Raw genomic sequence first — 24,214 nt, 5'->3', positions numbered from 1 at the left:
TCATTCATGCTTTTGCAGTCCTATCGCTTGATCATGTCCTTGCATTAAAGGGACCGAATTTGGAATAAAATCTTTTTGAACTTCAAAACCAATGAAAACGAGAACGAAAAAAAATGTACATGCTAACGCAACAGCCAGCACCATCCACTTTAAATTGATTGGTTTTTTTTCTTTTTTCATGGTTAAACACCTTTCTTCACGTTTAAGTGTCTGTAGTGTATTAGTTGATGTAGTACACTTAATACAATATAGACACTTAATTGAAAAGTCAAGAGACTCTAGAAAAAAATAGGCAGACGAACCAGATAAAATGACGAAGCTACTTAAAAGCTTTCGGAAGCCAGGTTTGCTTCTGGTTTAGGGTGTTCAACACGTTAATAACTTTCATAATTGCCTGAAAAAGTGCATAATAAAAGACCCCGAATATTGAGGTCTCTACAATGTTTTAATTAGATACTATTACTTTGTTTTTGGACTTGCTTTTGAACAGGATTAGCACCCACCATACTAATAAAAATATATAGCCTATAACTGTAAAGATAGACCAAACTGCACCCTGTCGCAATTGACTAAATAAGTGTTCAAATTCATTCATGCCTTCTACTCTACCAATGCTATTTATCAGGCTAATCATCGGAATTGTAACAGTAAATACAATGGTTAGAATGGACAATCCCCTATGTTTATTTTTCACAACACTGAATATTGCGGTTCCTAATGTTGCTAAGAAAAACAAGTAATATAATGCCCAAAACCAATCAGGAAGAGTCTCCAACATTTCTTCTACCCCCTTGAAGATATTTGCAATTTCTATATATAACATACTTTAACAGAACAAAAACCTATTACAAATATATATCCAAAAACAACAATCTTTGCGAAAACAGCCAAAAAATAAAAACAGACCCTTAAAAGAAGGATCTGTTCATCATTCGTTCTCGTATGAAATACCTAAAATCATTTGGTTTTGCAGACTTTGAATTTGTACACGCGTTCTGTCTAACCGTTCTCTTTGCTGATCATTGGCGACATCTTTTAACTTTTCTAATTCATTCACCGCATCCTCAAGCATGAGCTGCGCTTTTGAAAATTCTTCTACGTTATAATGTTCTTGGCGAGAGCTCAAATCAAACTGTTCGCTTGCAAACTCAAGAGTCTCAGTGCTTTTTTGGACAAATTCATCGATTGATTTTCTAGTTGCCATCTAGCCATCCCTCCATTTCATCATTGCTCTCGCCTATTTTGCCCACGTAAAGCTTTTTCACTAAAGAAAATGTTGGACAGATTCAATTGTCCTCTTTCGTGATTTTTGTTAAACTTTAAGGATGCCTATTATTATGCAAGGAGGTTACTGACTTGGATCAGCATAACCCTTTTTTATATTCAAACAGCGAAAAACGGTATCACACATGGAATTATCATTTGCGTGAGCACTTTGGTCATAAAGTATTTAAAGTCGCATTAGACGGCGGCTTTGATTGTCCAAACCGTGATGGTACTGTCGCACATGGAGGCTGCACATTTTGCAGCGCAGCAGGATCTGGTGATTTTGCAGGGAACCGGGCGGATGATCTCATCACTCAATTTAATGAAATCAAGGACCGGATGCATACAAAATGGAAAGATGGAAAATACATGGCGTATTTCCAAGCTTACACAAACACACATGCGCCGCTTCCTGTTTTAAAAGAAAAATACGAAACCGTCATGAATCTGGATGGAGTGGTTGGTTTATCGATTGCCACAAGACCTGATTGTCTGCCAGATGACGTCGTGGAATATTTAGCTGAGTTAAACGAACGGACGTATTTATGGGTTGAACTTGGTCTACAAACTGTACATGAGCGGACAGCGATGCTCATCAACCGTGCCCATGATTATGAATGCTACGTAGAAGGTGTAGAAAAACTGCGAAAACATGGCATTCGAGTCTGTTCACATATCATCAACGGTCTTCCTCTTGAAAACCGAGATATGATGATGGAAACAGCAAAAGCTGTCGCTGATTTAGATGTGCAAGGAATTAAAATTCATCTACTTCACCTCTTAAAAGGAACACCGATGGTAAAGCAATATGAGAAAGGCAAACTAGAGTTTCTCAGCCAAGAGGAATATGTCCAGCTTGTCTGTGATCAGCTGGAGATCCTGCCCCCAGAAATGATTATTCATCGTATTACAGGCGATGGTCCCATTGAATTAATGGTAGGTCCAATGTGGAGTGTGAATAAATGGGAAGTGCTCAATGCCATTAATGCTGAGCTTGAAAGACGTAACAGCTACCAAGGTAAACGCTTCGTCAGATTGGAAGAAGCGGCAAAATGATTTTAAAACGGATGCTCCCTTTTAGTAAAGAGCTGTTAGAACGTGCTTGTCAAAAAGGCGATATTGTCATTGATGCAACGATGGGAAATGGCCATGATACACGCTATTTAGCTGACCTTGTCGGGAGAGATGGACAAGTTTTCGCATTCGATGTACAGAAGGAAGCCATTGAGCAAACAAGCAAAAGACTTGGTGAGCACTATCCAAACGTTCACCTGATCCATGACGGACATGAACAACTTGCTGAACATCTGCCAGCGGATGCTTATGGCCACATATCTGGTGCAGTGTTCAATCTTGGGTACTTACCAGGAGGCGATAAAACCGTCACGACTCAGGCACATACGACCATTGAAGCGATCAAACAGCTCATGGATTGGCTTAAGCCTGGAGGTCTGATCGTTCTTGTGATTTACCACGGTCATCCCGAAGGAAAAAAAGAGAAGGACATCCTTCTTGATTATTGCAAAACACTCCATCACGAAGAAGTACAGGTAATATCTTATCAATACATGAATATTCAAAACGATCCGCCCTTTGTGGTAGCCATCGAAAAAAAACTCAAATCCTCTTAATGGATTTGAGTTTTATTATTTAATAAGCGTATTGGTCAATGATTTCTTCAAGCACTACTTCCAGCTCTTCTGCATCTGCAAGCTCTGATCGAGTAAAGCGGACACGTACAAGCTGTTCTCCGTCATTATACATTTCTTCCAGCCAGCCACGCAGCCCTCTTGCTCTGCGGTCAACTTCAAAAATGAGATCTAGCCCCTCTTCATCAATGAAGAAAATCACCTCTAACTCATCAAGCATTTGACGATAATAATCGGAAGTCGGTATGAACTCAAACTCTTGAACAAAGGGAAGGCGGCGCCTGAAATAAGGTGCTTCTTCGCAGTCTGCTTCATGAAGGTGAAAGCCTAAGTTTCCAACAGCTTCAAGCACACGATTCACCCACGGGTGCGCGCTTACAAAAATGCGGTCATGATCAGATTTATCAATACCACCTTGAATATCAAGGTCTGTCACAACAGCCACCTCTACTTTACCTACAGTCATTGGTGTATCAAGAGGAAGGTAAAAAGAGAAAGTAAACTGATGAGCTTCCCCTGGCTGAATCGTGAATGATTCAGTCACTCGGACAGAATGGATCGTTGTGTATTTTCGCTGCTCTTCATCATCTTTTACGATGGTGTACCATGTATTCAACTTTAAATCAATATAGCGAATATCTTGAGGCACTTTTCCGCCCTTCACATGGACTGTTCCCTTTACTTCTTCTCCCGGTTCATACGCATCTTTCTCCAAAATTGTATCCACTTTTGCTGCACCGATTCCTACACTTGCTGCAAACTTTTTAAAAAACGACATATTCGACCTTCCCCTTTTTTAAGTTTTTCAACAAATATACGTCATAAGGAGTAGATACGATTCATTCAATCCATACTTTTCTCCTATTTTTCGTACACTAAGAATATTATCGGCAGCAAATAAGAGGATTGTAATGAAAAAAGAGGATACGTCTGATCATGGTTCGCCTTAAAAAGGGTACATCGCCCAAGCAAAACCGTTCAAAACAAAAAAGCTTGTAGAAAACCATTTTGTTTTCTACAAGCTGATGAGCTTACTTTATCCTTTATGAAGATTTCATCCAAGGCATTTTCTGATAGGTTCGATAGGCTCTGCCATTGATATAGAAAAAGAACGATGTTTTCCCGCTTGATTTGATCAACCGCTTTGCCAGCTTGTTCATCTCTTTTTGAGCTGTCACTTTTTCATCAGACAAATAGACCGCAAGTAACCCTCTATTGATTAGTTTGTGAAAATTCTCGTGTGGAATGCCTTTCAGCTGTTCATCCGCTTTTTCAATAAAATGCTGTAGTCTATCCATCATCTCATGATGAGAGTTGTAGTACGAGCAAAAATTTAAATCGCCTTCCAGCCTGTCCTCTTCTTGGTCGATTAAATAGTCCAGTAAGATGTGCAGACCTTGAATATAAGGGAAATAGCTTTCGTAAATTTGCTTCGCCTGCTTCTCTGTAAAATCAGGCTGCAGTGCATAAGCCACAAGACAGAAAATACCCAGCGTTGATCCTGCACATGCGGAAAACTCATACCACTCCATCTTCGGTAAATCCTTTTCATACTGGCGGAACCATGACTCTAATCGAGGTTCACGCTCATGAGGAACCACATGCTTATGTACTTGTAAATCACTATAATAATCACACAGCGTATGTAAATAGGGCTGAATGATCGGATAATGCGCTAGACGTGACAGCACATCTTGGCACGTCCTGACTAGCGCATGCAAGTACCCATGATCCTCTTGATCATCACGGAATTGATAATACGGCTTAAGCTCCGCATGAATATCGAGTGCATCTCTCATCGCTTGATGCAGCATATGAAAATCCTTTGGATCAAGTGATGTACTGCGGTCACATAAGTTATCTAAATAATCGCTAATCGTTTGGTACGCCACAATGAATTCAATACACGTTTCCTTCGCTTCACCTGCAAGAAGAGATAAAATTCCCCCGCCTTCACAGTGGAAGGTTTTACTGGATATGCTCGCTAGTGCCTGCGTTCTCAGTTCTTCATTTTCAATCATTTCTGCATGAGCCCGCCACTTTTTTAGCTCCTGATGAACTAGCGGAAAAATATCTTTATACACCTTCGTCATCAGTGCAAAAGGACGTTCTGGTACTGACAAATCAATCCACCCCCAACTTAAGCTCACAATCAAATATATTGATCAGTAAAGGCTCTTGCCGCCTTAAACACTTCTTCTCGCTCGGGCTCATTAAAAATTTCATGATAAAGCCCTTCCCATTCACGGTATGATTTATTGGTTGATTCAATGCCATTGAACCATTTCATCACTCTTGTTTTATCTACAATCTTGTCATCGCCTGCCTGCATGAGCAGGAGTGGAATCGACCGAAAAACATTCGTAGGCTGCATCGCCGCATCGATATTTTTCACCAGTTCTCGATACCAGCGAACCGACACCTTCGTCACATAAAGCGAATCATTCGAATCTGCCTCTATCACATCTTGATTCCGTGTGGCAAGTTCGATCGACAGCCCGGATTCGACTTTAAAAGACGGCGCCAGCACATTTAGCCCTTTTGACGCAAAATCCATCAGCTTCTTCGGTTTAAATTGCAGACCTAAACAAGGTGATGATAAAATAAGGCCATCAATCTTCGTATGGGTATACTGCTTGAACCATTCAATCGAAATCAGTCCCCCCATACTATGTCCAAGTAAAAATGTCGGAAGTCTGAACGACTTCGCATGTTCAATCCATTCATCCACTGTATCAATGTATTCTTGAAAAGAACGAATGTGGCCTCTCGCACGTGTCGATGTCCCTTGCCCAGGCAGGTCACCCATGACGACGTGATAGCCTGCATTTCGCCACATTTCGATCAGCCATTTATATCGGCCATGATATTCACTAGCACCATGTACAATGACAATTGTACCAACCGGTCTTTCAGCATGCCAAGTCCACAAAGTAAACACCTCACAAATGTTGTATTAAGAAAGGAAGTCGAAAAAGTGATTTATCCATATCATCAGTTTACACCTGAGATTCATGAATCGGTCTTTGTTGCAGAAAACGCCACCATTACAGGTGATGTCACAATAGGAGAATATTCAAGCGTTTGGTTCCAAACGGTCATTAGAGGCGATGTAGCTCCTGTCAGAATTGGAAAAAACGTCAACATTCAAGACTTATCCTGTCTGCATCAAAGTCCTGGAAAAACACTTCTTATTGAAGATGGTGCTACCATTGGACACCAAGTCACATTACATAGCTCTATCATTCGAAAAAATGCCCTCATTGGCATGGGTTCCATCATTCTCGATGGTGCGGAAATTGGCGAAGGAGCCTTTATTGGTGCAGGTAGCCTTGTCCCGCAAGGAAAAGTCATCCCAAAAGGTTCACTCGCTTTTGGCCGTCCAGCCAAAGTCGTTCGCCAGTTAACAGATGAAGATATCCAAGACATGGATCGTATCCGCAGAGAATATGTAGAAAAAGGACAATACTATCGTTCCCTTTTATCGCGTTAACATCATACATGTATCTTCACTTTATCATGTTTTTTTCAGGATATTAAGCAATAACTGTGTACCGCTTGTTATTTTACCCTTTTCCACTACTTTCTATCATGACAAAAAAGGTTTTCAGCACAAAGCTGAAAACCTTTTTCATTAGCTAAAAATAACTTCTTTCGGCTGGTGATTCAACTGCTCTGGATCAATGCTGCGCTCTACATAGATGCTATGCCAGATCATAAAGATCAGGACAGTCCAAATCTTACGGCTATGATCTGCTTTTCCAGCACAATGATCATTTAATAAATCAAGAACATATGCCTTGTTAATGTATTCATCTGTCTGACTGTTTTTAATGATATCTTTCGCCCAAGCGTTCATCTCATTTTTCAGCCAATGACGAATTGGAACAGGGAAACCTAGTTTTTTACGGTTTAACACATGGTCCGGCACAATGCCTTCTGCTGCTTTACGCAATAAATATTTCGTTGTGCCGTCTTTCGTTTTCAACTCTTCTGGAATTTTAGAAGCTGCTTCAAATACGACCTTATCAAGGAATGGAACACGAAGCTCAAGAGAATTCGCCATTGTCATCTTATCTGCTTTCAGCAGGATATCCCCGCGCATCCACGTATGGATATCAACATATTGCATTTTGTTAATATCGCTGTAGCCTGCACTTTCCTCGAAGTATGTTTTCGTCACGTCACGATACGTGATGTTCGGATCATACTGCTTTAAGAGGTTTTTCTTCACTGGCTCTTCAAAGATTTTCGCATTGCCGATATAACGTTCCTCTAATGGTGTACAGCCGCGAACGATAAAGCTTTTCCCTTTCATTCCTTCTGGCATTAAACGAGCCAGACGAAGAAGAAGCTTTTTCAGCATGGATGGTACAGATTCAAAAGGCTTTAGAGACAGCGGCTCACGGTAAATATTATATCCACCGAACAGCTCGTCTGCTCCCTCACCTGAAAGAACAACTGTGACTTGTTTTTTCGCTTCTTTTGCTACGAAATACAATGGAATCGCCGCTGGATCAGCCAAAGGATCATCTAAATGCCAGACGATCTTCGGAAGCTCATTCATATATTCCTCAGGAGAAATCACAGCACTAAAGTTTTGCAATCCCAGCTTATCAGCTGTTTCTTTTGCTACATCTACCTCACTGAATCCATCCTGCTGGAAACCAACAGAGAATGTCTTCAGTTCAGGGTGAAATTCCTTTGCGACCGACACGATGAAAGAAGAATCGATCCCGCCTGATAGGAATGAACCAACAGGCACATCACTTCTCATATGGACTTTTACAGAATCATAGATAGCATCACGTACTTCTTCTACTAATTTCTGCTCTTGTGTTTGTTCAGGTTTGAATTGAACTTTCCAGTAAGTCTTAAATGCAATGTCTTGGCCTGGACGCAGTGTAAACTGATGACCTGGCTCAACTTTGTGCACTTTTTGATCAAGTGTATTTGGCTCAGGAACGAACTGAAAAGACATATACTGCTGCAAAGCAGTCTCATCAAATAAAATGTTCTCATTCACAGCCATTAAGCTTTTGCGTTCAGAAGCAAAGTACACTTGGTCATCCATTTGTGTAAAATAGAGCGGTTTAATGCCGAAAGGATCTCTTGCGCCATATAATAACTGCGCTTCTTTATCCCAAATTAAAAATGCAAACATCCCGCGAAGCTTCGATGCCGCTTCTTCTTTATAGTGGCGATATGTGGCAAGAAGGACTTCCGTATCAGAATCTGTGCTGAACGTATAGCCTTTTTTCACAAGCTCTTCTTTCAGCTCCACATAGTTATAAATTTCTCCGTTGAAAATAATCCAATATTTTTCATCTTCATAAGAAAGCGGCTGCTTTCCGTGTTCAACATCTATAATACTTAAACGTCTAAATCCAAATCCTACATGCTCATCATGAAAGTACCCCTCATCATCCGGACCTCGATGAACGATGAGACGATTCATTTGCTTAATTAACTCTTCCTGCTCAGTAGTTTCGGACAATGGACGGTGATTAAATACACCAACAAACCCACACATATTATTGCCTCCACGTTATGTTATTTCTTAAAAGTAGACCTATAATTAGACAGTATTTTGTCCAATTTTGTTTCACATTTTTACGCTTTTTGTAGAATTTTTTTTAATCAAAAGGAAAACCGCTTAAAATAAGCGGTTTTGTATGTTGTTATTCTCCTAATGCTTCCTTGCGAAGCGTGTCGGCTTTATCCGTTTTTTCCCATGGAAGATCCAAGTCATGACGGCCAAAGTGACCGTATGCAGCGGTTTGTTTATAGATCGGACGACGTAAGTCAAGCATTTTAATAATGCCAGCTGGACGAAGATCAAAGTTTGCACGTACCACTTCAATTAATTTCTCTTCAGAGGCTTTTCCTGTTCCAAATGTATCAATTGAAATGGAGACAGGTTGTGCAACACCAATTGCATAAGCAAGCTGTACTTCACATGAATCTGCAAGACCAGCTGCTACGATGTTTTTCGCTACATAGCGAGCCGCATATGCTGCCGAACGGTCAACCTTCGTTGCATCCTTACCAGAGAAAGCACCGCCACCGTGACGAGCATACCCGCCATAAGTATCAACGATGATTTTACGTCCAGTTAAACCAGCATCCCCTTGAGGTCCACCGATAACAAAGCGGCCTGTTGGGTTGATGAAGTATTTTGTTTCTTCATCGATCAGTTCACTTGGAACGACAGGGCGGATGACATGCTCTTTTAAGTCGCTTTGAATTTGTTCAAGCGTCACTTCTGGTGCATGCTGTGTAGAAATAACCACCGTATCAATACGAACTGGTTTGTTTTGTTCATCATATTCAACTGTTACTTGAGTTTTTCCGTCTGGACGAAGGTATGAAAGTGTTTCATTCTTGCGTACTTCTGTTAAACGGCGAGATAATTTATGTGCAAGAGAAATCGGCAGTGGCATAAGCTCTTCAGTTTCGTTGTTTGCAAAACCAAACATCAAACCTTGGTCACCTGCACCGATCGCATCAATTTCTTCTTCAGTCATTGTTCCTTCACGTGCTTCAAGCGCTTTGTCTACACCTTGCGCAATATCAGCAGACTGTTCATCAATTGATGTAAGAACCGCACATGTTTCCGCATCAAAACCATATTTCGCACGTGTGTAGCCAATTTCCTTAATCGTGTCACGCACCGTCTTTGGAATGTCGACATAAGTAGACGTTGTAATCTCACCGCTTACTAATACGAGACCGGTTGTTACAGAAGTTTCACAGGCAACACGTGCATTTGGATCTTTCTTTAAAATTTCATCCAAAATGCTGTCTGAAATTTGATCACAGATTTTATCTGGATGTCCTTCGGTCACTGATTCTGAAGTAAATAAACGACGATTTTGACTCATAATGGCTATTTCCTCCTGTACAAGACCACATCATCCCAAGATGAGGCCTCCAATATGATACGGAACTCGTTCCCTCTTATATTTCAACATGTTTATATTAGAGATGTTATTGGCAATTTGTTCATATGATATCCCAAAAATAAAAAAACCATTTCCTTCATTGCGAGGAAAGGGTCTGAGATCGCATGCCTTTCACTCTTATCGCTCAAGGTGTTCTTGTACCTTGCATCAGGTTAGCACCTTGGTTTCTCAGCATGTTCATGCCTTTTTCATAAGAAACCGGTTGCTGGGCTTCATCGGGCCTGTCCCTCCACCAACTCGGGATAAGAGTATCCGTTCAATAAGATATCTTATCTTAAACCCTTGCGTCATGTCAATGGTTCATAGGAATTATCTCCCCTTTTTTTCACCTCATCATTAGCATCACCAAAAAGCATATTTTCATAGCAGAAATGAAAAAACACACACAAAAATGTTTAAATAGTATAGACTATTATTATCAATGTGTTATACTAATCAAAACAAACAAATTCAACGGTAAAGGAAGGGTTTTTTTATGAACTCAGTGGATTTAAAAGAAGATTTGCAGTCATTGCTCTCATTAGAAAATACGCACCAAAATTTATCTGTTCCGAAACTTGTTGAAAAGATTTTGGCACGTAATGAAGGCGTTTTAACTTCAACTGGTGCTGTGCGCGCCACAACGGGTGCCTACACTGGACGTTCGCCTAAAGATAAATTCATCGTAAAAGAAGAAAACTCTGAACATAAAATTGATTGGGGTCAAGTGAATCAGCCGATCTCGAAAGAGGCATTTGATCGTTTATATACAAAGGTTGTGTCATACTTAAAAGAACGTGATGAACTATTTGTCTTTGATGGTTTTGCCGGTGCTGACGAAAAATACCGTATGCCAATTACAGTTGTAAATGAATTCGCTTGGCACAATCTCTTTGCAAAGCAGCTATTCATCAGACCTGATGGATCAACACCATCATCAAACGAAAAACCTTTCACCATCTTATCTGCACCTCACTTTAAAGCAGATCCTGAAACAGATGGCACAAACTCTGAAACGTTTATTATCGTTTCTTTTGAAAAACGGACGATTCTGATCGGTGGAACAGAATATGCAGGAGAGATGAAAAAATCCATTTTCTCTGTTATGAACTACCTGCTTCCTGAACAAGATATTTTATCAATGCACTGCTCTGCTAACGTCGGTCAAGAAGGCGATGTTGCTTTATTTTTCGGCCTTTCAGGTACTGGAAAAACGACGCTTTCTGCAAGTGCAAGCCGTAAGCTGATTGGAGACGATGAGCACGGTTGGTCTAACACAGGTGTCTTCAATATTGAAGGCGGATGCTATGCAAAATGCGTGAACTTAAGTGAAGAAAAAGAACCACAAATTTACAAAGCCATCAGCTTCGGATCAGTGCTTGAAAATGTAGTACTTGATGAAGAAACACGTGAAGCAGATTATGATGACACATTCTTTACTGAAAATACACGTGCGGCTTACCCAATCGAAATGATTGATAACATCGTGAAACCAAGTATTGCAGGTCACCCATCTGCCATCGTCTTTTTAACAGCTGATGCATTCGGTGTTTTACCTCCAATCAGCCGTTTAACGAAAGAACAAGCCATGTACCACTTCTTGAGCGGTTACACAAGTAAATTAGCGGGAACTGAGCGTGGCGTGACGTCACCAGAAACAACGTTCTCTACTTGCTTTGGTTCACCATTCTTGCCACTTCCTGCTCATGTCTATGCTGAAATGCTTGGTAAAAAAATCGATGAGCACGGCGCAAAAGTATTCCTTGTGAATACAGGCTGGACTGGCGGCGGCTACGGTACGGGCAAACGAATGAATCTTGCTCATACAAGAGCAATGGTGCAGGCAGCGATCGAAGGCGATCTTGACAACGCTGAAATGATCACTGACGACATCTTCGGATTACACATCCCGCTTCATATTCCAGGAGTGCCAGATGAAGTGCTTCAGCCTGCTAAAACATGGGACGATCAAGAGGCTTACAAAGAAAAAGCAAACTTCCTTGCAAATGAATTTAAAAAGAACTTCAAAAAATTCAGCCATGCAGCAAGTGATATTGAAGCAAAAGGCGGACCACTCGTCTAATCAAAAGGAAAAAGCTGAGGGAATGAATCCCTCAGCTTTTTTAGTTCGTTGAATGTAATGACACAAGACGGTACGTCACCTTCGTGATATTGTCTGTGAGCTCCAGCTTTTCAACATGTGCTGTTCCCGTTTTTTCTCCGTCTTTCGTTTTACGCACCTCAAGCGGAATATTTAATGGATAAATGCGGTACCCTTCCTTCATGAGCTCAAACACATTTTCTTCAATTCTTGTCTCTTTTCCTTTTGTGACAATCATTGTATTAAATTCAACAGGCATTCCCATAATGAAAATCCCCCTACTTTCTATATTTCTTTCTACCGTTTATTTTACCACATTTCCGCCTTTTCGGCTGTGCATCCATGTCGTCAGCCGTCTGACAATCTCCCGGTTATGCTGTGGCGGGAAATAATGATGATATCCGTGAAAATACCATGTTTCCACAGACTTGCCATGCTGACGCAGTGCATCTTCTAATAAATACGCATGCTCAATGGATACATTCTCATCCAGCTCCCCATGAATGATTAGGACAGGTGCTTCAATTTGGTGCACATGATTCAAAGGCGTTCTAGCCTCATATGCTTCTGGTACCTTATGCGGAGGACCTCCTATCACACGCTTCATCATTCTTCTCATATCCACACGTTCTTCATAGGTGAGCTTCATATCACTTACGCCTCCCCATGTCACAAAGGAAGCGGCCTCATGCTTCATTTCAACAGCGGTCCATATGCCCATAATTCCGCCGCGGGAAAAACCAAAGATATGAATGCGCTCCTGCTTCACCTTTTGATGATGTTTCAACAGCTGAAATGCAGCAAATGCATCTTTCCGGTCTTCTCCGGCAAAATCCTCGTTCCCTTCGCCTCCTTGATTCCCTCGGTAGAAGGGCGCAAAGACGACAAACCCTTGCGCAGCAAATTGCACAATTCGGCCAGGTCTAACCATTCCCACATTTTTAATGCCGCCCCGTAAATATAAAAAACCGTCATAGAGACCTTCTCCGGCCGGTTCAGCGAGCAGCCCCTTCATCCGAAGTCCATCGGCCTCATATGTCACTGTATATAAGTGAATATGCGGATGTGGCGACGGGAACCTTCTCTTTTCCACAATCACTTGAATTCTCTCCTTTTCATTCGGTGTTACGTCAAATGCTTGATAATGGCCTCTGCGACGAGCTGTCCTGATTTTGTCACCATCGGAGTGCCGCCGCCTGGATGACTTGTGCCGCCAACAAACCAAAGTCCTTCAATATCCTTTGATTGATTATTGATGCGAAAAAATGCCTGCTTGAACGAGTTTGACGACATGCCATAAATGGCCCCATGATACGCTCCCGTTTTTTGCTGTAAATCAAGCGGGGTTTGTACCGCTTCAAATTCTACAAGCTGGTCAAGATCAAAGAGACCCTTTTCCTTTAGTTTTGTTTTCATATGCTGGCCATATGTCTCCTTTAGCATGTCCCAATTTTGCTCTTTTGTCACATATGGCGCATTGGCCAATACAAACAAGTTACTTCTTCCTGGGCCTCCGCTTAAAGCTGGCTCTGAATGACCTGAATAACAGATGTAAAGCGTCGGATCATGAGGAAGCTGTTTTTTCTGAAAAATATCCTTGAATTCTTGTTCATAATTCTCTGGAAAAAACACGTTGTGATGAGACAGTTGTTCATAGACTTTAGGGACGCCCAACAAAAGAACAAAACCTGATAACGATGGCTCAATGTTTGCCAGTTTTTGATTTCCAAAGCTCGGGCGGTCTTCTTCATCAATTAATTGACGATAAACAGTCAGTGCATCTGCCCCCGCAATGACTTGATCTGCCTCATATAACTGCTGATCTGTTTCAACTCCTTGGATTCGCTTATTCTTTACATGAATCTTTTTGACTGGTTCATTGAGATGAATTTGGACACCCAATTCCTTTGCCAGTGTCTCAAATGCCTCAACTAAACGATACGTACCGCCCTTAATACCATAAATGCCTTTTTCTCCTTCTAAATAAGCCATCATATTAAAAATAGCAGGTGCCTCGTATGGAGAAGAGCCAATGTAAGTCGCATACCGGCCAAACATCGCCAATGTATGAGGATGACGAAAATATTGACGCAGCAAGCGCTGAACAGATGTAAAAGGTTTGACAGCAAGAAGAGCTTTCATTAGCTTGACATCCGCTTTATCCTTCCAGGTCAATAATAAACGATTTAAAAACTGATCCTCTGCCATTTGAAAAAGCTTCTTCGATTCCTGTAAAAATGCCCGGTATTGCTGTGCATCCTCTGGACTAAAAACTGCAATTTGTGATTCCATTTGCTCAATATCTGGCGTAAACTCGACCGTATGTCCATCTGAAAAAACATTTTTAGTAAGGGGAAAAATCGGATAAAACGTCACATAATCCTCCATTCGCCTATGACAGGAGGTAAATACTTCCTCAAAATACGCCTTCATTGTAATGGTACTCGGTCCTAAATCAAAAGAGTAGCCAGACGCTTGATGGCGTTGTAATTTCCCGCCTAAAGAAGCTTCTTTTTCTAAAATGGTGACCTGGAAACCGCGTGACTGTAAGCGAATCGCAGCCGATAACCCGCCAAGTCCGCCGCCAATAATGATCACTTTTTTCATTCGTACCTTCTTCCTTTCCATTCATAGCCTTCTTTTTTCAGCCCAATTTTCATAGAAGCAAAACCAATGGCAATCAGGCTCATGATACTGACAGGCAATAAAAAGGCCATCGTAGACGTTCTTCCATTTTCGATATCAATGACCGCTTTAATGGATACACCCAGCCCGTAGCAAAGAAGGGCTAAACAGAGATTGACCACATCAAAATGAATTAGTGCGATCATAAAGCAAATAACAGGAACTACATAAAGGACGGAGTATAAACAAAAGACACTGCTTAACAAAGCAATGTTTCGATTCACTCCCGGGAACAAATTTTTCCGATATCCTTCCCATACTTCCTGTCCACTCTCATACATTCTCATGTAGACAAAAGAATGAATACTTGCCAGTGTGAACGGAAAGCCCTTCGCTTTCACTCGTTTAGCCAAAGCCATATCATCCACAAGAGAATCCTTGATCGCTTCATGACCACCTATTTCGTGATAACAATTCTTTTCAAAGGCAATAAAGCCGCCATGTGCTGCGGCAAAAGCAGGATGTTGAGATGTTCTGACCCACTTCACTGGCAGATGACAGCCAATCGTAAACATCATCATAGGAACGACAAGATGCTCAAAAGGCGTTCCCGTTTTTTGCTCTGGGAAACCTGAAAGCATGCCCGTTTTTTGTATGCATAACTGCTTGTACACCGCTTCAATAGCTCCTTGTTTTAAGCGGACATCTGCATCTAAAAATAACAGCCAATCAGAAGATGCTGCCTCAGCAAGCTGGGAACAAGCATATGATTTTCCAAGCCAGCCGCGCTTCAATACTTGACCTGACTGCACGCGAATCCATGGATATGTCTCTGCGAAGCCCTCTGCAATCATTCTCGTTTGATCTGTCGAGTGATCATCCAGCACGATCAACTCTTTTGGATGGAGACGCTGATCAACAATCGACTGAAGGCAGGCTTCCAGCCGTTTTTCTTCATTTCTCGCTGGAATGAGGATCGATAATGAAATGCGTTCATCAGGTGAAAGAGATGCCGGCTTGAGTACAGGAAATTGCTTCATATTCCAAATCGTAAACATCAATTGGCAGAGCAGCAAAACACTGATGACAATTAAGAAGATCGCCATGTTTTCACCCACTTTTTAAAGGAATCAAACGCATCACTAGTTGACCGGCTTGTCCTTGTCACCTGCCTAAATTGTTCGTTTGTTGAAAAATCTGGATCAGCAATAACCTGTGCTTGATGTGCGTTTAACTGTGTTTCAAGCAGGTCTCCGAGTAAACTTGTTACTTCCTTACTCCGAAGTGATCCGCCAGCTACCAGGACATCTTCTCCAAATTCAACCGATACCGTCGGTTTTTGAAATTGATTAAATGTATAATGCAGCGTCACAGGTTTGATGACGACCTGCTCAAATTGCCTGACTAAAAAAGAAGCTCCGCCTTCCAGTTCAAGCGGCCTTATGTCTTGGTGCATAATTTTCCCCTGCGGGAAGAGCCACACAGCCCCGCCAGCCTCCATCTTCTCCTTTGCGGTCATTAATGCCTGCTTGACACTTTTCAGCTTCTCTTTATGAACTGGAAATGCACCAAGTTTTTGAAAAAAAGCATATTGCTTCAACTGCTTCTCTTCCATCATCATGGCATGATCCAGCTCAGACATTTGTTCTATTAAAAGAAAAATGATCAGTCCATCCCACCATGAACTGTGATTAGCAAGATAAAGAACAGGATGCTTCTCCTTTGGGTCAACCGTACCTTTCATCATGACACAGCGAAAATGTTTGTTCAGTAAATATCGTTCAAGATAAAAATAAAAGAGTCGTCTAAACGATCGGTTTTTGTCGCTTTCTTTCAAATCGAACCCTTCCTTCACACAAGATGACAATGATCAGTGCTAAATAAAAAATGACATCCAGCCCGCCCTTTAATGCTAAAAGACCAAAGAAGAACACCATGGCCTGATAAATACGCCCATTCCAGCGCAATGCCTGCTGATCAATTGATATAAGCGGGAACAGAAATGAAAGTCCTGCTCCAATGATACCCCAGCTGACAAAATTCTCAAAAGGGATACCAAAGAAACCTCCGCCGTCATACCACACCCAAAACTTTCGTTCAGCCGCTACCGGATCTAATATGAGATCAAGCAGTACAATCCATATACCCGTTTCGACGGCTCGTTTCCACTTCGATTGTTGTCTTGATAAAAAAAGACTATTTAAAAACACACCAACCCATGCAAAAGCGATCGTCAAAGGCACTCCCGCCACAAGAAATCCAAGTGTCGGATAATAATCATAGGCCCCAAATGGAAAATCAGTTGTGATCCCCACCCATTCAACTGTAAACGTCAACACACCCACAATGGCTGCTCTTACGATCACAAAGCTCCATGCCCCGTAAATATTTCGGCCAATCTCAATGACGCAGCAGGCGTAAAGCACAAGAAAGATACCATTCGCAAACTGAAGCCATGCCGGCACTTCAAAAAAGACCATTAAAATAAGACCTACTACATACCAACCAACAAATACCCAACTCAATCTATACACGAAACCGCTCCTTTATTTCTGCCAAATTCAAGAAAGCATTCATGCTTCTAGTATAGAAAAAAAGACACGTTCTATAAATAAACAATGCGCTTCTTATTTCATCTAGGCACTCACCAAAAATCCCTTTTGACATACTTTAATTAGTGATCTAGAACAAAGGAGGCGAATTACTCTTGAATCGTTCCATTAAAGTCAGACTGGCATTCATATTCGTTGTCCTGCTCTTTATTCCATTTGTCGCCTGTAAAAAAGACCAAGAGCAGACCGTACAAGTAGCCGAGGTGACTCATTCGGTCTTTTATGCACCGCTTTATGTCGCCCTATCCGAAGGATTTTTCAAAGATGAAGGCTTAGAGGTTGAATTAAAAACCACTTGGGGCGGCGATAAAACAATGACAGCTCTCTTATCTGGCGGCGCTGATATCGCTCTGACCGGATCTGAATCTTCTATTTATGTGGAAGCACAAGACACGAAAGACTCTGTCATGAACTTTGCACAGCTGACACAAACAGACGGTACATTTCTTGTTTCAAGGGAAAAAATCAATCAATTCTCTTGGGATCAATTGAAAGGAAAAGACTTTCTCGGACAACGGAAAGGCGGCATGCCGCAAATGGTCGGTGAATATGTCCTGAAAAAAGAAGGCATTGATTTGAAACAAGATCTTCGCATGATTCAAAATATTGATTTTGCCAACATTTCAGGTGCTTTTTCCTCTGGAACTGGCGATTTTGTACAGTTATTCGAACCGACAGCTTCCTTAATTGAAAAAGAAGGCAAAGGGTACATTACCGCCTCCTTTGGTGAGGCTTCCGGGAAGGTGCCTTATACCACCTTTATGGCAAAGAAGAGTTACTTAGAAGAAAACAAAGAGACAGCTGAAGCCTTTACCCGTGCCATTTACAAAGCGCAAAAATGGGTCAAAGCAAAGAGTCCAGAGGAGATTGCCAAGACAATCCAATCTCAATTTCCTGATACAGACCTTGATGTCTTATCAACAGCTATCAAACGCTACAAACAGCAGAACTCCTATGCAACAGATCCCCTTCTAAATGAAGAGGAATGGAACAAATTACAGGAAATCATGAAGGCAAGTGGTGAACTGCCGGAATTTATCCCGTACAAACAACTTGTCGATTCATCCATTGCCAAGAAGGTCACAGATCACAAATAGAACAGGAGGTAGCACATGTCTTTCCTTCAAATTGACCATGTGACCCACACATACTTCTCTTTAAAAGAAAAAACAACGGCCATACAGCACATCAATATGGAGATCACTCAAGGTGAATTCATCTCATTTATTGGTCCTAGCGGTTGCGGGAAAACAACCTTGCTTTCCATCATCGCAGGCATTACGCCACCCTCTGAAGGTCGAATTTTAATCGAAGGAAAAGAACCGAATCAACAGGAGCATCAAATCGGTTATATGCTCCAGCAAGATTATTTGTTCCCATGGAAAACGATCAAGGAAAATGTCATTCTCGGGTTAAAAATTGCAAAACAAGATTCACATGAAGCCACCTCAGCTGCCCTTAGCTTACTGCCAAAGCTTGGACTCAATGATGTCGAAGAAAAATACCCGAAGGAGCTGTCAGGCGGGATGAGGCAGCGTGCGGCTCTCGCCCGAACACTTGCAGTTGATCCCGGCCTGCTTCTGCTAGATGAGCCATTTTCAGCACTAGATTACCAGACGAAACTGACATTAGAAGACCTCGTCTTTCACACATTAAAAAACTACCAAAAAACGGCTGTTCTTGTCACGCATGACATCGGCGAAGCCATTGCGATGAGCGATCGCATTTTCTTATTCTCAAAGCATCCCGGCTCTATCCAGCGAATGTTTACCGTTCCCGATGATCTGAGGACGCTCTCTCCTTTTGAAGCGAGACAGACAGCAAGTTTCCAAGAGCTCTTTCAAACGATTTGGAAGGAGCTGAAGACAGTTGAAACACAGTGATCTTTTACATGAAGCCTATCGAAAAAAAGTTCGAATGGAAAAACGCATGACACGAGTCTACCAGTTGATCATTTTCGCCAGTTTCTTTTCGCTTTGGGAGCTTGCGAGCCATTTCAGACTGATTGACCCGCTCATTTTCAGTTCACCCTCTGCCGTCTGCCAATTGTTTGTACAAAAATTATCAGATGGTTCATTAATTAATCATATGAGCATTACGCTATTTGAAACAGTGCTCGGCTTTCTACTTGGTACTTTTTGCGGCATTTTATTAGCCGCCGCCTTATGGTGGTCCACCCGTCTTGCAAATGTACTTGATCCTTATTTGGTTATTTTAAATGCGATGCCGAAAGTCGCTCTCGCCCCCATTTTAATTGTTGCCCTTGGACCAGGCATGATCAGCATTGTCGCGATGGGTGCCATTATCAGTGTGATCATTACCACCATCGTCATTTATACAGCCTTTCAAGAAGTCGATGAGAATTATTTAAAAGTCATGAAAACCTTTGGCGCGAAAAAAAGAACGGTCTTCCGTGAGGTCATTTTACCAGCAAGTATTCCAACGATGATCTCTGCCATTAAGGTCAATGTTGGTCTTTCTTGGGTTGGGGTCATTGTGGGAGAATTCCTTGTTTCCTCAAAAGGACTCGGCTATATGATCATCTATGGCTTTCAAGTCTTCAACTTTACACTCGTGTTCTTAAGTCTTTTCATTATCGCCGTCTTCGCCACCATCATGTATCAGCTTGTTGAATGGCTGGAACGCCGTTTTCTGCAAAAATAAAAAGCGCAGGGTCGTTTCCCTGCGCTTTTTTTAACGAATCAAACCGTTCTTTTCTAAATAAGCAAGACTTTGTCTTAACACATCATCTTTCATAATAAAACTGAAATTTTTATTTTTTGCGATGGATCTTGGTAAGTTTGCGAAAAGAACGGGTCCTTTCGTTTCAAAATACGTGTCCTGCTTGACGAGCCTTTCAATATCGGCGAAATAAATATTTTTGACAATGACTTTCTCTCTGCCCAGCACCTGATATTGACCAATATACGTTAATTCACGAACAACAGCACCCGTCTCTTCGTGAATCTCTCGTATAGCGGCTTGATCTGCTTCTTCATTTGGCTCTACTTTCCCTCCTGGAAACTCGTAGCCTCGATCCTCATGTTCAGTAAGTAGCCATTTTCCTTGATAGCGGCAAATAGCCCAAACATGCTTAGGATGACTTGAAAAAGGCTGCTCTTCAAAAGAGAGCTTGACCGTATTATGATAATAATCTTTAAATACATGCATGTGAAATCCCTCATATCCTGTCCTTGCTTCTTGTAAAACATCATACCACAGATCACATTTCTCTGAAGAATTTTTATGAAAAGTGAAACAAACGAGTGCTTCTATCTCGTCTGTATGTAAAATAAGTATTCTTGCTAAAACCTTTTTATCATCTCCATCCTCATCCCATTTTAATCATGAAACCTTTTGCCCATGATGACGTAAATCAATAAGTGTTTGTCCTACACAGACGAGGAGGAAACCAGCATGAGCATCACAAATGGATCAAAACAAGAAAATAACAAAGCATGGCCAATGAGGCAACATGAGAAAGAAGACGCTTCTCTTGAGGCAGTGAAGAAACACCTCATGAAAGGACAAAAGTTAGATTTAACAAAAGACAATCCAAATGTAGATCAACTTCATATCGGACTTGGCTGGGACTTATCTGGTCAGCCAATTGATTTAGATACGCAAGTGTTTCTCTTAAATGAAGAGGACAAGCTTCTGTCTCCAAAACACCTGATCTATTATCATCAGCAGCAAAGCTTAGATGGAGCTGTTCGCCATCTAGGTGATCATCAGGTCGGCGGAGGCCATCGGGACAATGAGATCATTATTATGCAGCTGAGCAGAGTCTCACCCGATATTCAGAAAATCGTCGTAACAGCCACGATACATGATGCACACGAGCGGGCACATCATTTTGGACAGGTGACCAATGCATACTTGCGCCTTTCAGATCAAATCACACAACAGGAGATTTGTACCTTTCAGTTAACAGAGGATTATTCATTTTGTACATCCATCATTTGTGCTGAACTAACGAGAGTTGAGAACGAATGGAAAATCACCGCAACCGGACAAGGTACGACCCTTGATTTAAATGACTTATGCCGCATCTACGGATTCACATCTTGACGAAGAAAAGGAGCTGGCACGAATGGGATTTCATTTCAACACGATCGAAGAATTGACCTTACAAGCAGAAGGCAACGGGATCTTTTTTGCCAAAAAAGGCGCTATGATTGCCGATCAAGGTACATTTCAATACCGTAAACGATTACTTGGGACGAATAAAGGTAATATGGTCAGCCAAGTATTTAATCATATTAGCAGAAAATTAACAGGTGAAAACCTTGAGATGATGGAAGTGAGTGGACAAGGCACTTGCTACTTGGCTGATTCTAGCGAGCATGTGACCGTCATCAATCTTGAGCCGAACGGTCCTTGGCAACATGTTAGCGTGGAAAGTGAAGATTTACTTGCCTTTACTGAAGAATGTCACTATGGCGTGACACCAGTAGGCGTTGGGATTTTATCACAGAAAGGGCTATTTACTTCAAAGCTCTCGTATCAAGGTCACGGGGCGCAGGTTGCCATCAAAACAAATGGAAACCCGCTGATTTTAAAAGCACCTTGCCGTGTAGATCCTGACGCCATTGTCGCTTGGACGGGCAAAGCACCGAAAGTCAAATTAGATGTGAACTGGAAAACGTTCATTGGACAAACATCAGGCGAATCCTACTTGTTTGAATTTCATGAACAGGACCAAATTGTGATTATCCAGCCATCTGAACGAACATCTGGAATGCGGGTCGGGATAGATGATAACCGGTACAAACCCCAGAGTCAGAGTACCTCACACGAAATCACCAACTCACAGCAGGAAAATAGAGGCGGAATCAGTGATCTAATCGGCGGTATCTTACAGCCTCGAAAATAAAAGCATGTAGAATGTCTCTACATACTTTCAGATCGTTGACAAAAGGCTAAAATGAACTTTCTTTTAGCCTTTTGTCTTCTTTTCAGCGTGATAGAAAACCTTTGCAGTCTAGGAAAAACGAGTACTGACGCGGAGCGAATTTCACATTCATGAGCACCTGACAAAGAATGCGAGGGTTTGTCTACATGCTTTTTCAATTCATCAGTCCATTGGTCTCAATAAAGTTCTTTGTCTCTTCGTTACCGAGATCATGAATCATCGAGTAAATCTCTTTTCTTTTCCTGTCCATTTCGTCGTTTGGACTATCATAATGATATTCAAGAAATGGAACATGCGCCCGAAAGAAACCTTTCCAATCTGTCATATACTGTTCATCAAAATACTCTCTTAACTGCAAGATTTGGTCATCATCTGCTTCTATCTGAAATTGCCAAGCAGCCGCGTCTCTGTGCTGTGAGATTGATCCGTCTTGAACGGATACATAGTATGTGTGTGTCGCCATCTGATTCATCCTTTTTCCTTTAGTATGACCAGATATGAAGAAATTACGGCTTTTTGCGCAATTTATTTTTAATCATGTCTAACACATCAATAAACAACTGTGGAATGGGAATTCCGAGAGCTCTGGCTGTTGAGACAATCTGGTACGATTCATAAATAATATAAAAGATGAGCGCTAAATCCTTAATTGTCCCCCCAGTCTTCAGCATGACATCGAAGAAATGTGCCATGGATATTAAAGAGATCGTCACAACCTTTCGAACAAGCCTGGTCAAAAAACGCTTCATCGTAAGTTGTCCAGTCACAGATTCTCTTAGGCTTGAACAAATTAATTCTATAGCCATGAGTGTCACTAATATCATGAGTAAATATCCTGCTCCACCAAACAGAAAGCCCATTGCCGACAAACTGACTGTAAACAACGAAAAGATGCCTAAATCCTTGCTCACTTGGCATCAACATCCTTTCATAGTGGAACTTCTTACCTCAATAGTATATGCCGCATTTGATGAATAGCTTGGACGACAAAAAATAAAGGCATGGTTAGCTGTTCAAAAAATTCGTGAAGCGCATAAAAAGAGCCGCCTGTGACGGCGGCTTTCTTGGTTAAACTCTGACATCAATAAACGTAGCGTCTGAATCTTTGGGCTGAACAGCTTGAGGCTGCTGCTGCACTTGATCGAGCATCACCATGGCTTGGGCTGTGTTCGTGGCAAGCTGTGAATTCAATAAACTGATATTAAGTGTTTTTTGAATACTCGCCACTTGCTGGCTCATCATTCCTGCAATTGAGGACATCTTCTCCCCTCCCTTCCCTTTTCTCTTCGGCTGAAAGCCCCATCAATTCAATGGGCTGTCTGTCACAAATCCACAAAAAAAGAATGCCGATCTGTTTGATGATCGACATTCCTTTCACATTCGCTTATCCTAAGTATGCTTTTAGCATCCAGTTGTGTTTTTCAATGGATTGATGAATTGCAAGCAGCATATCACCTGTTGTTTCATCGCCAACTTCTGCAGCCAGCTCCATGCCTCGCTTAAGTTCTTCTGCAATATTAGAGAAATCATCATACAGATTTTTCACCATTTGCTCGGCTGATTCATTGCCTTCCGCTTCTTGAATGCTAGAAATTTCCAAGCACTCTTTCATTGTCGCAACAGGTTGTCCATTTAATGCGAGCATACGCTCAGCCAAATCATCGATATAAGTGGCTGTTTCTGTATATAATTCTTCGAATTTTTCATGGAGTGTAAAGAAATCTTTTCCCTTTACATACCAGTGATAGTTATGTAATTTTACGTAAAGCACAGTCCAATCTGCTACTTGTTTATTGACGACGTTTAATAATTTTTCAGACATGTTGATTCCTCCTTATGTAGTTGCGTTTAGTATGGGATTACCCTTTTTTTATTATACTGAAACCTGCCATCATTTTCTTCTATTTTGACCGCATGAAATATATGTTAATATGGAAATAAGGAGGGAGTTAGATGCTGTTACTTGGGATTATCAGCTTTATCATTATCTCAATCGTTGTCTTTTTATCACTGTGGACGACATCAAAGGCTTATGATTACAAGCATAAAGTCGATTCACCACAGGATGCTGAACCAAACCAACGTCCTAACCCAAAATAAAA

At 41.4% G+C, this 24,214-nt stretch carries 29 protein-coding genes and 1 riboswitch; of the genes, 10 read left to right on the top strand and 19 right to left on the bottom strand.

What is annotated here, in order from left to right:
- The 3 genes from M2369_RS18160 to M2369_RS18150 all read right to left on the bottom strand — a co-directional run bounded on the left by M2369_RS18160 (position 1) and on the right by M2369_RS18150 (position 1,204).
- The gene (locus M2369_RS18160) at positions 1–180 is read right to left on the bottom strand and encodes a hypothetical protein (RefSeq protein ID WP_008342991.1); all 180 of its coding nucleotides are present in this window, start codon (positions 178–180) and stop codon (positions 1–3) included.
- A 265-nt stretch (positions 181–445) separates the two neighbouring features.
- Positions 446–778, bottom strand: coding sequence for a hypothetical protein (locus tag M2369_RS18155; RefSeq protein WP_259255560.1), 333 nt, complete (start codon positions 776–778; stop codon positions 446–448).
- A 150-nt stretch (positions 779–928) separates the two neighbouring features.
- A complete protein-coding gene (locus tag M2369_RS18150; RefSeq protein ID WP_017367895.1) occupies positions 929–1,204 on the bottom strand; it encodes a YtzC family protein in 276 nt (91 codons plus the stop codon).
- A gap of 152 nt (positions 1,205–1,356) precedes the next feature.
- Here M2369_RS18150 and mnmL point away from each other — a divergent pair, with 152 nt between their 5' ends.
- Entirely contained in the window at positions 1,357–2,322 is a 966-nt protein-coding gene (gene mnmL / locus M2369_RS18145; RefSeq protein WP_017358356.1) for a tRNA modification radical SAM protein MnmL/YtqA, read from the top strand.
- Complete coding sequence (gene mnmM, locus M2369_RS18140) at positions 2,319–2,897, top strand: tRNA 5-(aminomethyl)-2-thiouridylate-methyltransferase MnmM (RefSeq protein ID WP_017367896.1); 579 nt, start codon at positions 2,319–2,321, stop codon at positions 2,895–2,897. Before mnmL ends, mnmM begins: the two co-directional genes overlap by 4 nt.
- A gap of 19 nt (positions 2,898–2,916) precedes the next feature.
- Here mnmM and M2369_RS18135 read toward each other — a convergent pair whose 3' ends face one another.
- The 3 genes from M2369_RS18135 to M2369_RS18125 all read right to left on the bottom strand — a co-directional run bounded on the left by M2369_RS18135 (position 2,917) and on the right by M2369_RS18125 (position 5,847).
- Complete coding sequence (locus M2369_RS18135; RefSeq protein WP_144680040.1) at positions 2,917–3,693, bottom strand: sporulation protein; 777 nt, start codon at positions 3,691–3,693, stop codon at positions 2,917–2,919.
- Positions 3,694–3,958: 265 nt separating this feature from the next.
- Positions 3,959–5,038: a tetraprenyl-beta-curcumene synthase family protein gene (locus tag M2369_RS18130; protein WP_017358359.1), complete on the bottom strand. Its 1,080-nt coding sequence runs from the start codon at positions 5,036–5,038 to the stop codon at positions 3,959–3,961.
- 29 nt (positions 5,039–5,067) lie between these two features.
- Positions 5,068–5,847 carry an alpha/beta hydrolase gene (locus tag M2369_RS18125; RefSeq protein ID WP_007501904.1) on the bottom strand — a complete coding sequence of 260 codons (780 nt, stop codon included), beginning with the start codon at positions 5,845–5,847 and terminating at the stop codon, positions 5,068–5,070.
- 45 nt (positions 5,848–5,892) lie between these two features.
- Here M2369_RS18125 and M2369_RS18120 point away from each other — a divergent pair, with 45 nt between their 5' ends.
- Entirely contained in the window at positions 5,893–6,408 is a 516-nt protein-coding gene (locus M2369_RS18120; RefSeq protein ID WP_008342977.1) for a gamma carbonic anhydrase, read from the top strand.
- A gap of 141 nt (positions 6,409–6,549) precedes the next feature.
- Here the strand turns inward: M2369_RS18120 and asnB are convergent, their stop codons facing one another.
- A complete protein-coding gene (gene asnB, locus M2369_RS18115) occupies positions 6,550–8,448 on the bottom strand; it encodes an asparagine synthase (glutamine-hydrolyzing) (protein WP_008342976.1) in 1,899 nt (632 codons plus the stop codon).
- Between the two features lie 148 nt (positions 8,449–8,596).
- On the bottom strand, positions 8,597–9,799 hold the full coding sequence (gene metK / locus M2369_RS18110) for a methionine adenosyltransferase (protein WP_259255541.1): 1,203 nt from the start codon (positions 9,797–9,799) through the stop codon (positions 8,597–8,599).
- A gap of 195 nt (positions 9,800–9,994) precedes the next feature.
- A riboswitch (SAM riboswitch) is annotated at positions 9,995–10,129 on the bottom strand.
- Between the two features lie 226 nt (positions 10,130–10,355).
- Here metK and pckA point away from each other — a divergent pair.
- Positions 10,356–11,942 carry a phosphoenolpyruvate carboxykinase (ATP) gene (pckA, locus tag M2369_RS18105; protein WP_007501908.1) on the top strand — a complete coding sequence of 529 codons (1,587 nt, stop codon included), beginning with the start codon at positions 10,356–10,358 and terminating at the stop codon, positions 11,940–11,942.
- A 40-nt stretch (positions 11,943–11,982) separates the two neighbouring features.
- Here pckA and M2369_RS18100 read toward each other — a convergent pair whose 3' ends face one another.
- From M2369_RS18100 to M2369_RS18075, 6 genes are read right to left on the bottom strand one after another with little or no spacing between them, the layout of a single operon-like run.
- The gene (locus M2369_RS18100; protein ID WP_017358362.1) at positions 11,983–12,225 is read right to left on the bottom strand and encodes a DUF2584 domain-containing protein; all 243 of its coding nucleotides are present in this window, start codon (positions 12,223–12,225) and stop codon (positions 11,983–11,985) included.
- Positions 12,226–12,264: 39 nt separating this feature from the next.
- On the bottom strand, positions 12,265–13,059 hold the full coding sequence (locus M2369_RS18095; protein WP_017367901.1) for an alpha/beta hydrolase family protein: 795 nt from the start codon (positions 13,057–13,059) through the stop codon (positions 12,265–12,267).
- A 26-nt stretch (positions 13,060–13,085) separates the two neighbouring features.
- The gene (locus tag M2369_RS18090; RefSeq protein WP_182489240.1) at positions 13,086–14,567 is read right to left on the bottom strand and encodes a phytoene desaturase family protein; all 1,482 of its coding nucleotides are present in this window, start codon (positions 14,565–14,567) and stop codon (positions 13,086–13,088) included.
- Positions 14,564–15,691 carry a glycosyltransferase family 2 protein gene (locus M2369_RS18085; protein ID WP_259255537.1) on the bottom strand — a complete coding sequence of 376 codons (1,128 nt, stop codon included), beginning with the start codon at positions 15,689–15,691 and terminating at the stop codon, positions 14,564–14,566. The genes M2369_RS18090 and M2369_RS18085 overlap by 4 nt, the downstream gene beginning before the upstream one ends.
- Entirely contained in the window at positions 15,676–16,422 is a 747-nt protein-coding gene (locus tag M2369_RS18080) for a lysophospholipid acyltransferase family protein (protein ID WP_008342962.1), read from the bottom strand. The genes M2369_RS18085 and M2369_RS18080 overlap by 16 nt, the downstream gene beginning before the upstream one ends.
- Positions 16,391–17,119 carry a carotenoid biosynthesis protein gene (locus M2369_RS18075; protein ID WP_138278910.1) on the bottom strand — a complete coding sequence of 243 codons (729 nt, stop codon included), beginning with the start codon at positions 17,117–17,119 and terminating at the stop codon, positions 16,391–16,393. The genes M2369_RS18080 and M2369_RS18075 overlap by 32 nt, the downstream gene beginning before the upstream one ends.
- Positions 17,120–17,292: 173 nt before the next feature.
- Between M2369_RS18075 and M2369_RS18070 the strand changes: the two genes are divergently transcribed.
- From M2369_RS18070 to M2369_RS18060, 3 genes are read left to right on the top strand one after another with little or no spacing between them, the layout of a single operon-like run.
- A complete protein-coding gene (locus M2369_RS18070) occupies positions 17,293–18,294 on the top strand; it encodes an ABC transporter substrate-binding protein (protein WP_024719321.1) in 1,002 nt (333 codons plus the stop codon).
- Between the two features lie 15 nt (positions 18,295–18,309).
- Positions 18,310–19,080 (top strand): ABC transporter ATP-binding protein, encoded by a 771-nt coding sequence (locus M2369_RS18065; protein ID WP_008342956.1) that lies wholly within the window; start codon positions 18,310–18,312, stop codon positions 19,078–19,080.
- A 34-nt stretch (positions 19,081–19,114) separates the two neighbouring features.
- Positions 19,115–19,861, top strand: coding sequence for an ABC transporter permease (locus M2369_RS18060; RefSeq protein ID WP_370529235.1), 747 nt, complete (start codon positions 19,115–19,117; stop codon positions 19,859–19,861).
- A gap of 30 nt (positions 19,862–19,891) precedes the next feature.
- Here M2369_RS18060 and ytkD read toward each other — a convergent pair whose 3' ends face one another.
- The gene (gene ytkD, locus M2369_RS18055; protein ID WP_259255521.1) at positions 19,892–20,368 is read right to left on the bottom strand and encodes an RNA deprotection pyrophosphohydrolase; all 477 of its coding nucleotides are present in this window, start codon (positions 20,366–20,368) and stop codon (positions 19,892–19,894) included.
- Between the two features lie 246 nt (positions 20,369–20,614).
- Here ytkD and M2369_RS18050 point away from each other — a divergent pair, with 246 nt between their 5' ends.
- Positions 20,615–21,268 (top strand): TerD family protein, encoded by a 654-nt coding sequence (locus tag M2369_RS18050; protein ID WP_017358368.1) that lies wholly within the window; start codon positions 20,615–20,617, stop codon positions 21,266–21,268.
- A gap of 22 nt (positions 21,269–21,290) precedes the next feature.
- Positions 21,291–22,073, top strand: coding sequence for an AIM24 family protein (locus M2369_RS18045; RefSeq protein ID WP_008342947.1), 783 nt, complete (start codon positions 21,291–21,293; stop codon positions 22,071–22,073).
- A 193-nt stretch (positions 22,074–22,266) separates the two neighbouring features.
- Here the strand turns inward: M2369_RS18045 and M2369_RS18040 are convergent, their stop codons facing one another.
- From M2369_RS18040 to M2369_RS18025, 4 genes are all read right to left on the bottom strand, one after another.
- Positions 22,267–22,575 (bottom strand): hypothetical protein, encoded by a 309-nt coding sequence (locus M2369_RS18040; RefSeq protein ID WP_017358369.1) that lies wholly within the window; start codon positions 22,573–22,575, stop codon positions 22,267–22,269.
- 43 nt (positions 22,576–22,618) lie between these two features.
- Positions 22,619–23,023: a phage holin family protein gene (locus M2369_RS18035; RefSeq protein ID WP_008342944.1), complete on the bottom strand. Its 405-nt coding sequence runs from the start codon at positions 23,021–23,023 to the stop codon at positions 22,619–22,621.
- Between the two features lie 157 nt (positions 23,024–23,180).
- Positions 23,181–23,372 carry a hypothetical protein gene (locus tag M2369_RS18030; protein ID WP_008342942.1) on the bottom strand — a complete coding sequence of 64 codons (192 nt, stop codon included), beginning with the start codon at positions 23,370–23,372 and terminating at the stop codon, positions 23,181–23,183.
- A gap of 124 nt (positions 23,373–23,496) precedes the next feature.
- On the bottom strand, positions 23,497–23,934 hold the full coding sequence (locus tag M2369_RS18025) for a Dps family protein (RefSeq protein ID WP_007501934.1): 438 nt from the start codon (positions 23,932–23,934) through the stop codon (positions 23,497–23,499).
- Between the two features lie 131 nt (positions 23,935–24,065).
- On the opposite strand from M2369_RS18025, the gene ytzI reads away from it, so the two are divergent.
- Positions 24,066–24,212 (top strand): YtzI protein, encoded by a 147-nt coding sequence (ytzI, locus tag M2369_RS18020; protein WP_017358370.1) that lies wholly within the window; start codon positions 24,066–24,068, stop codon positions 24,210–24,212.
- Positions 24,213–24,214 lie beyond the last annotated feature (2 nt).

This window comes from Bacillus sp. JUb11, from assembly GCF_024807925.1.
GTDB classification, from domain to species: Bacteria; Bacillota; Bacilli; order Bacillales; family Bacillaceae; genus Bacillus; species Bacillus altitudinis.
The sequence above is the reverse complement of the archived record's forward strand: the minus strand, read 5'-3'. Positions and strand labels throughout refer to the sequence as shown.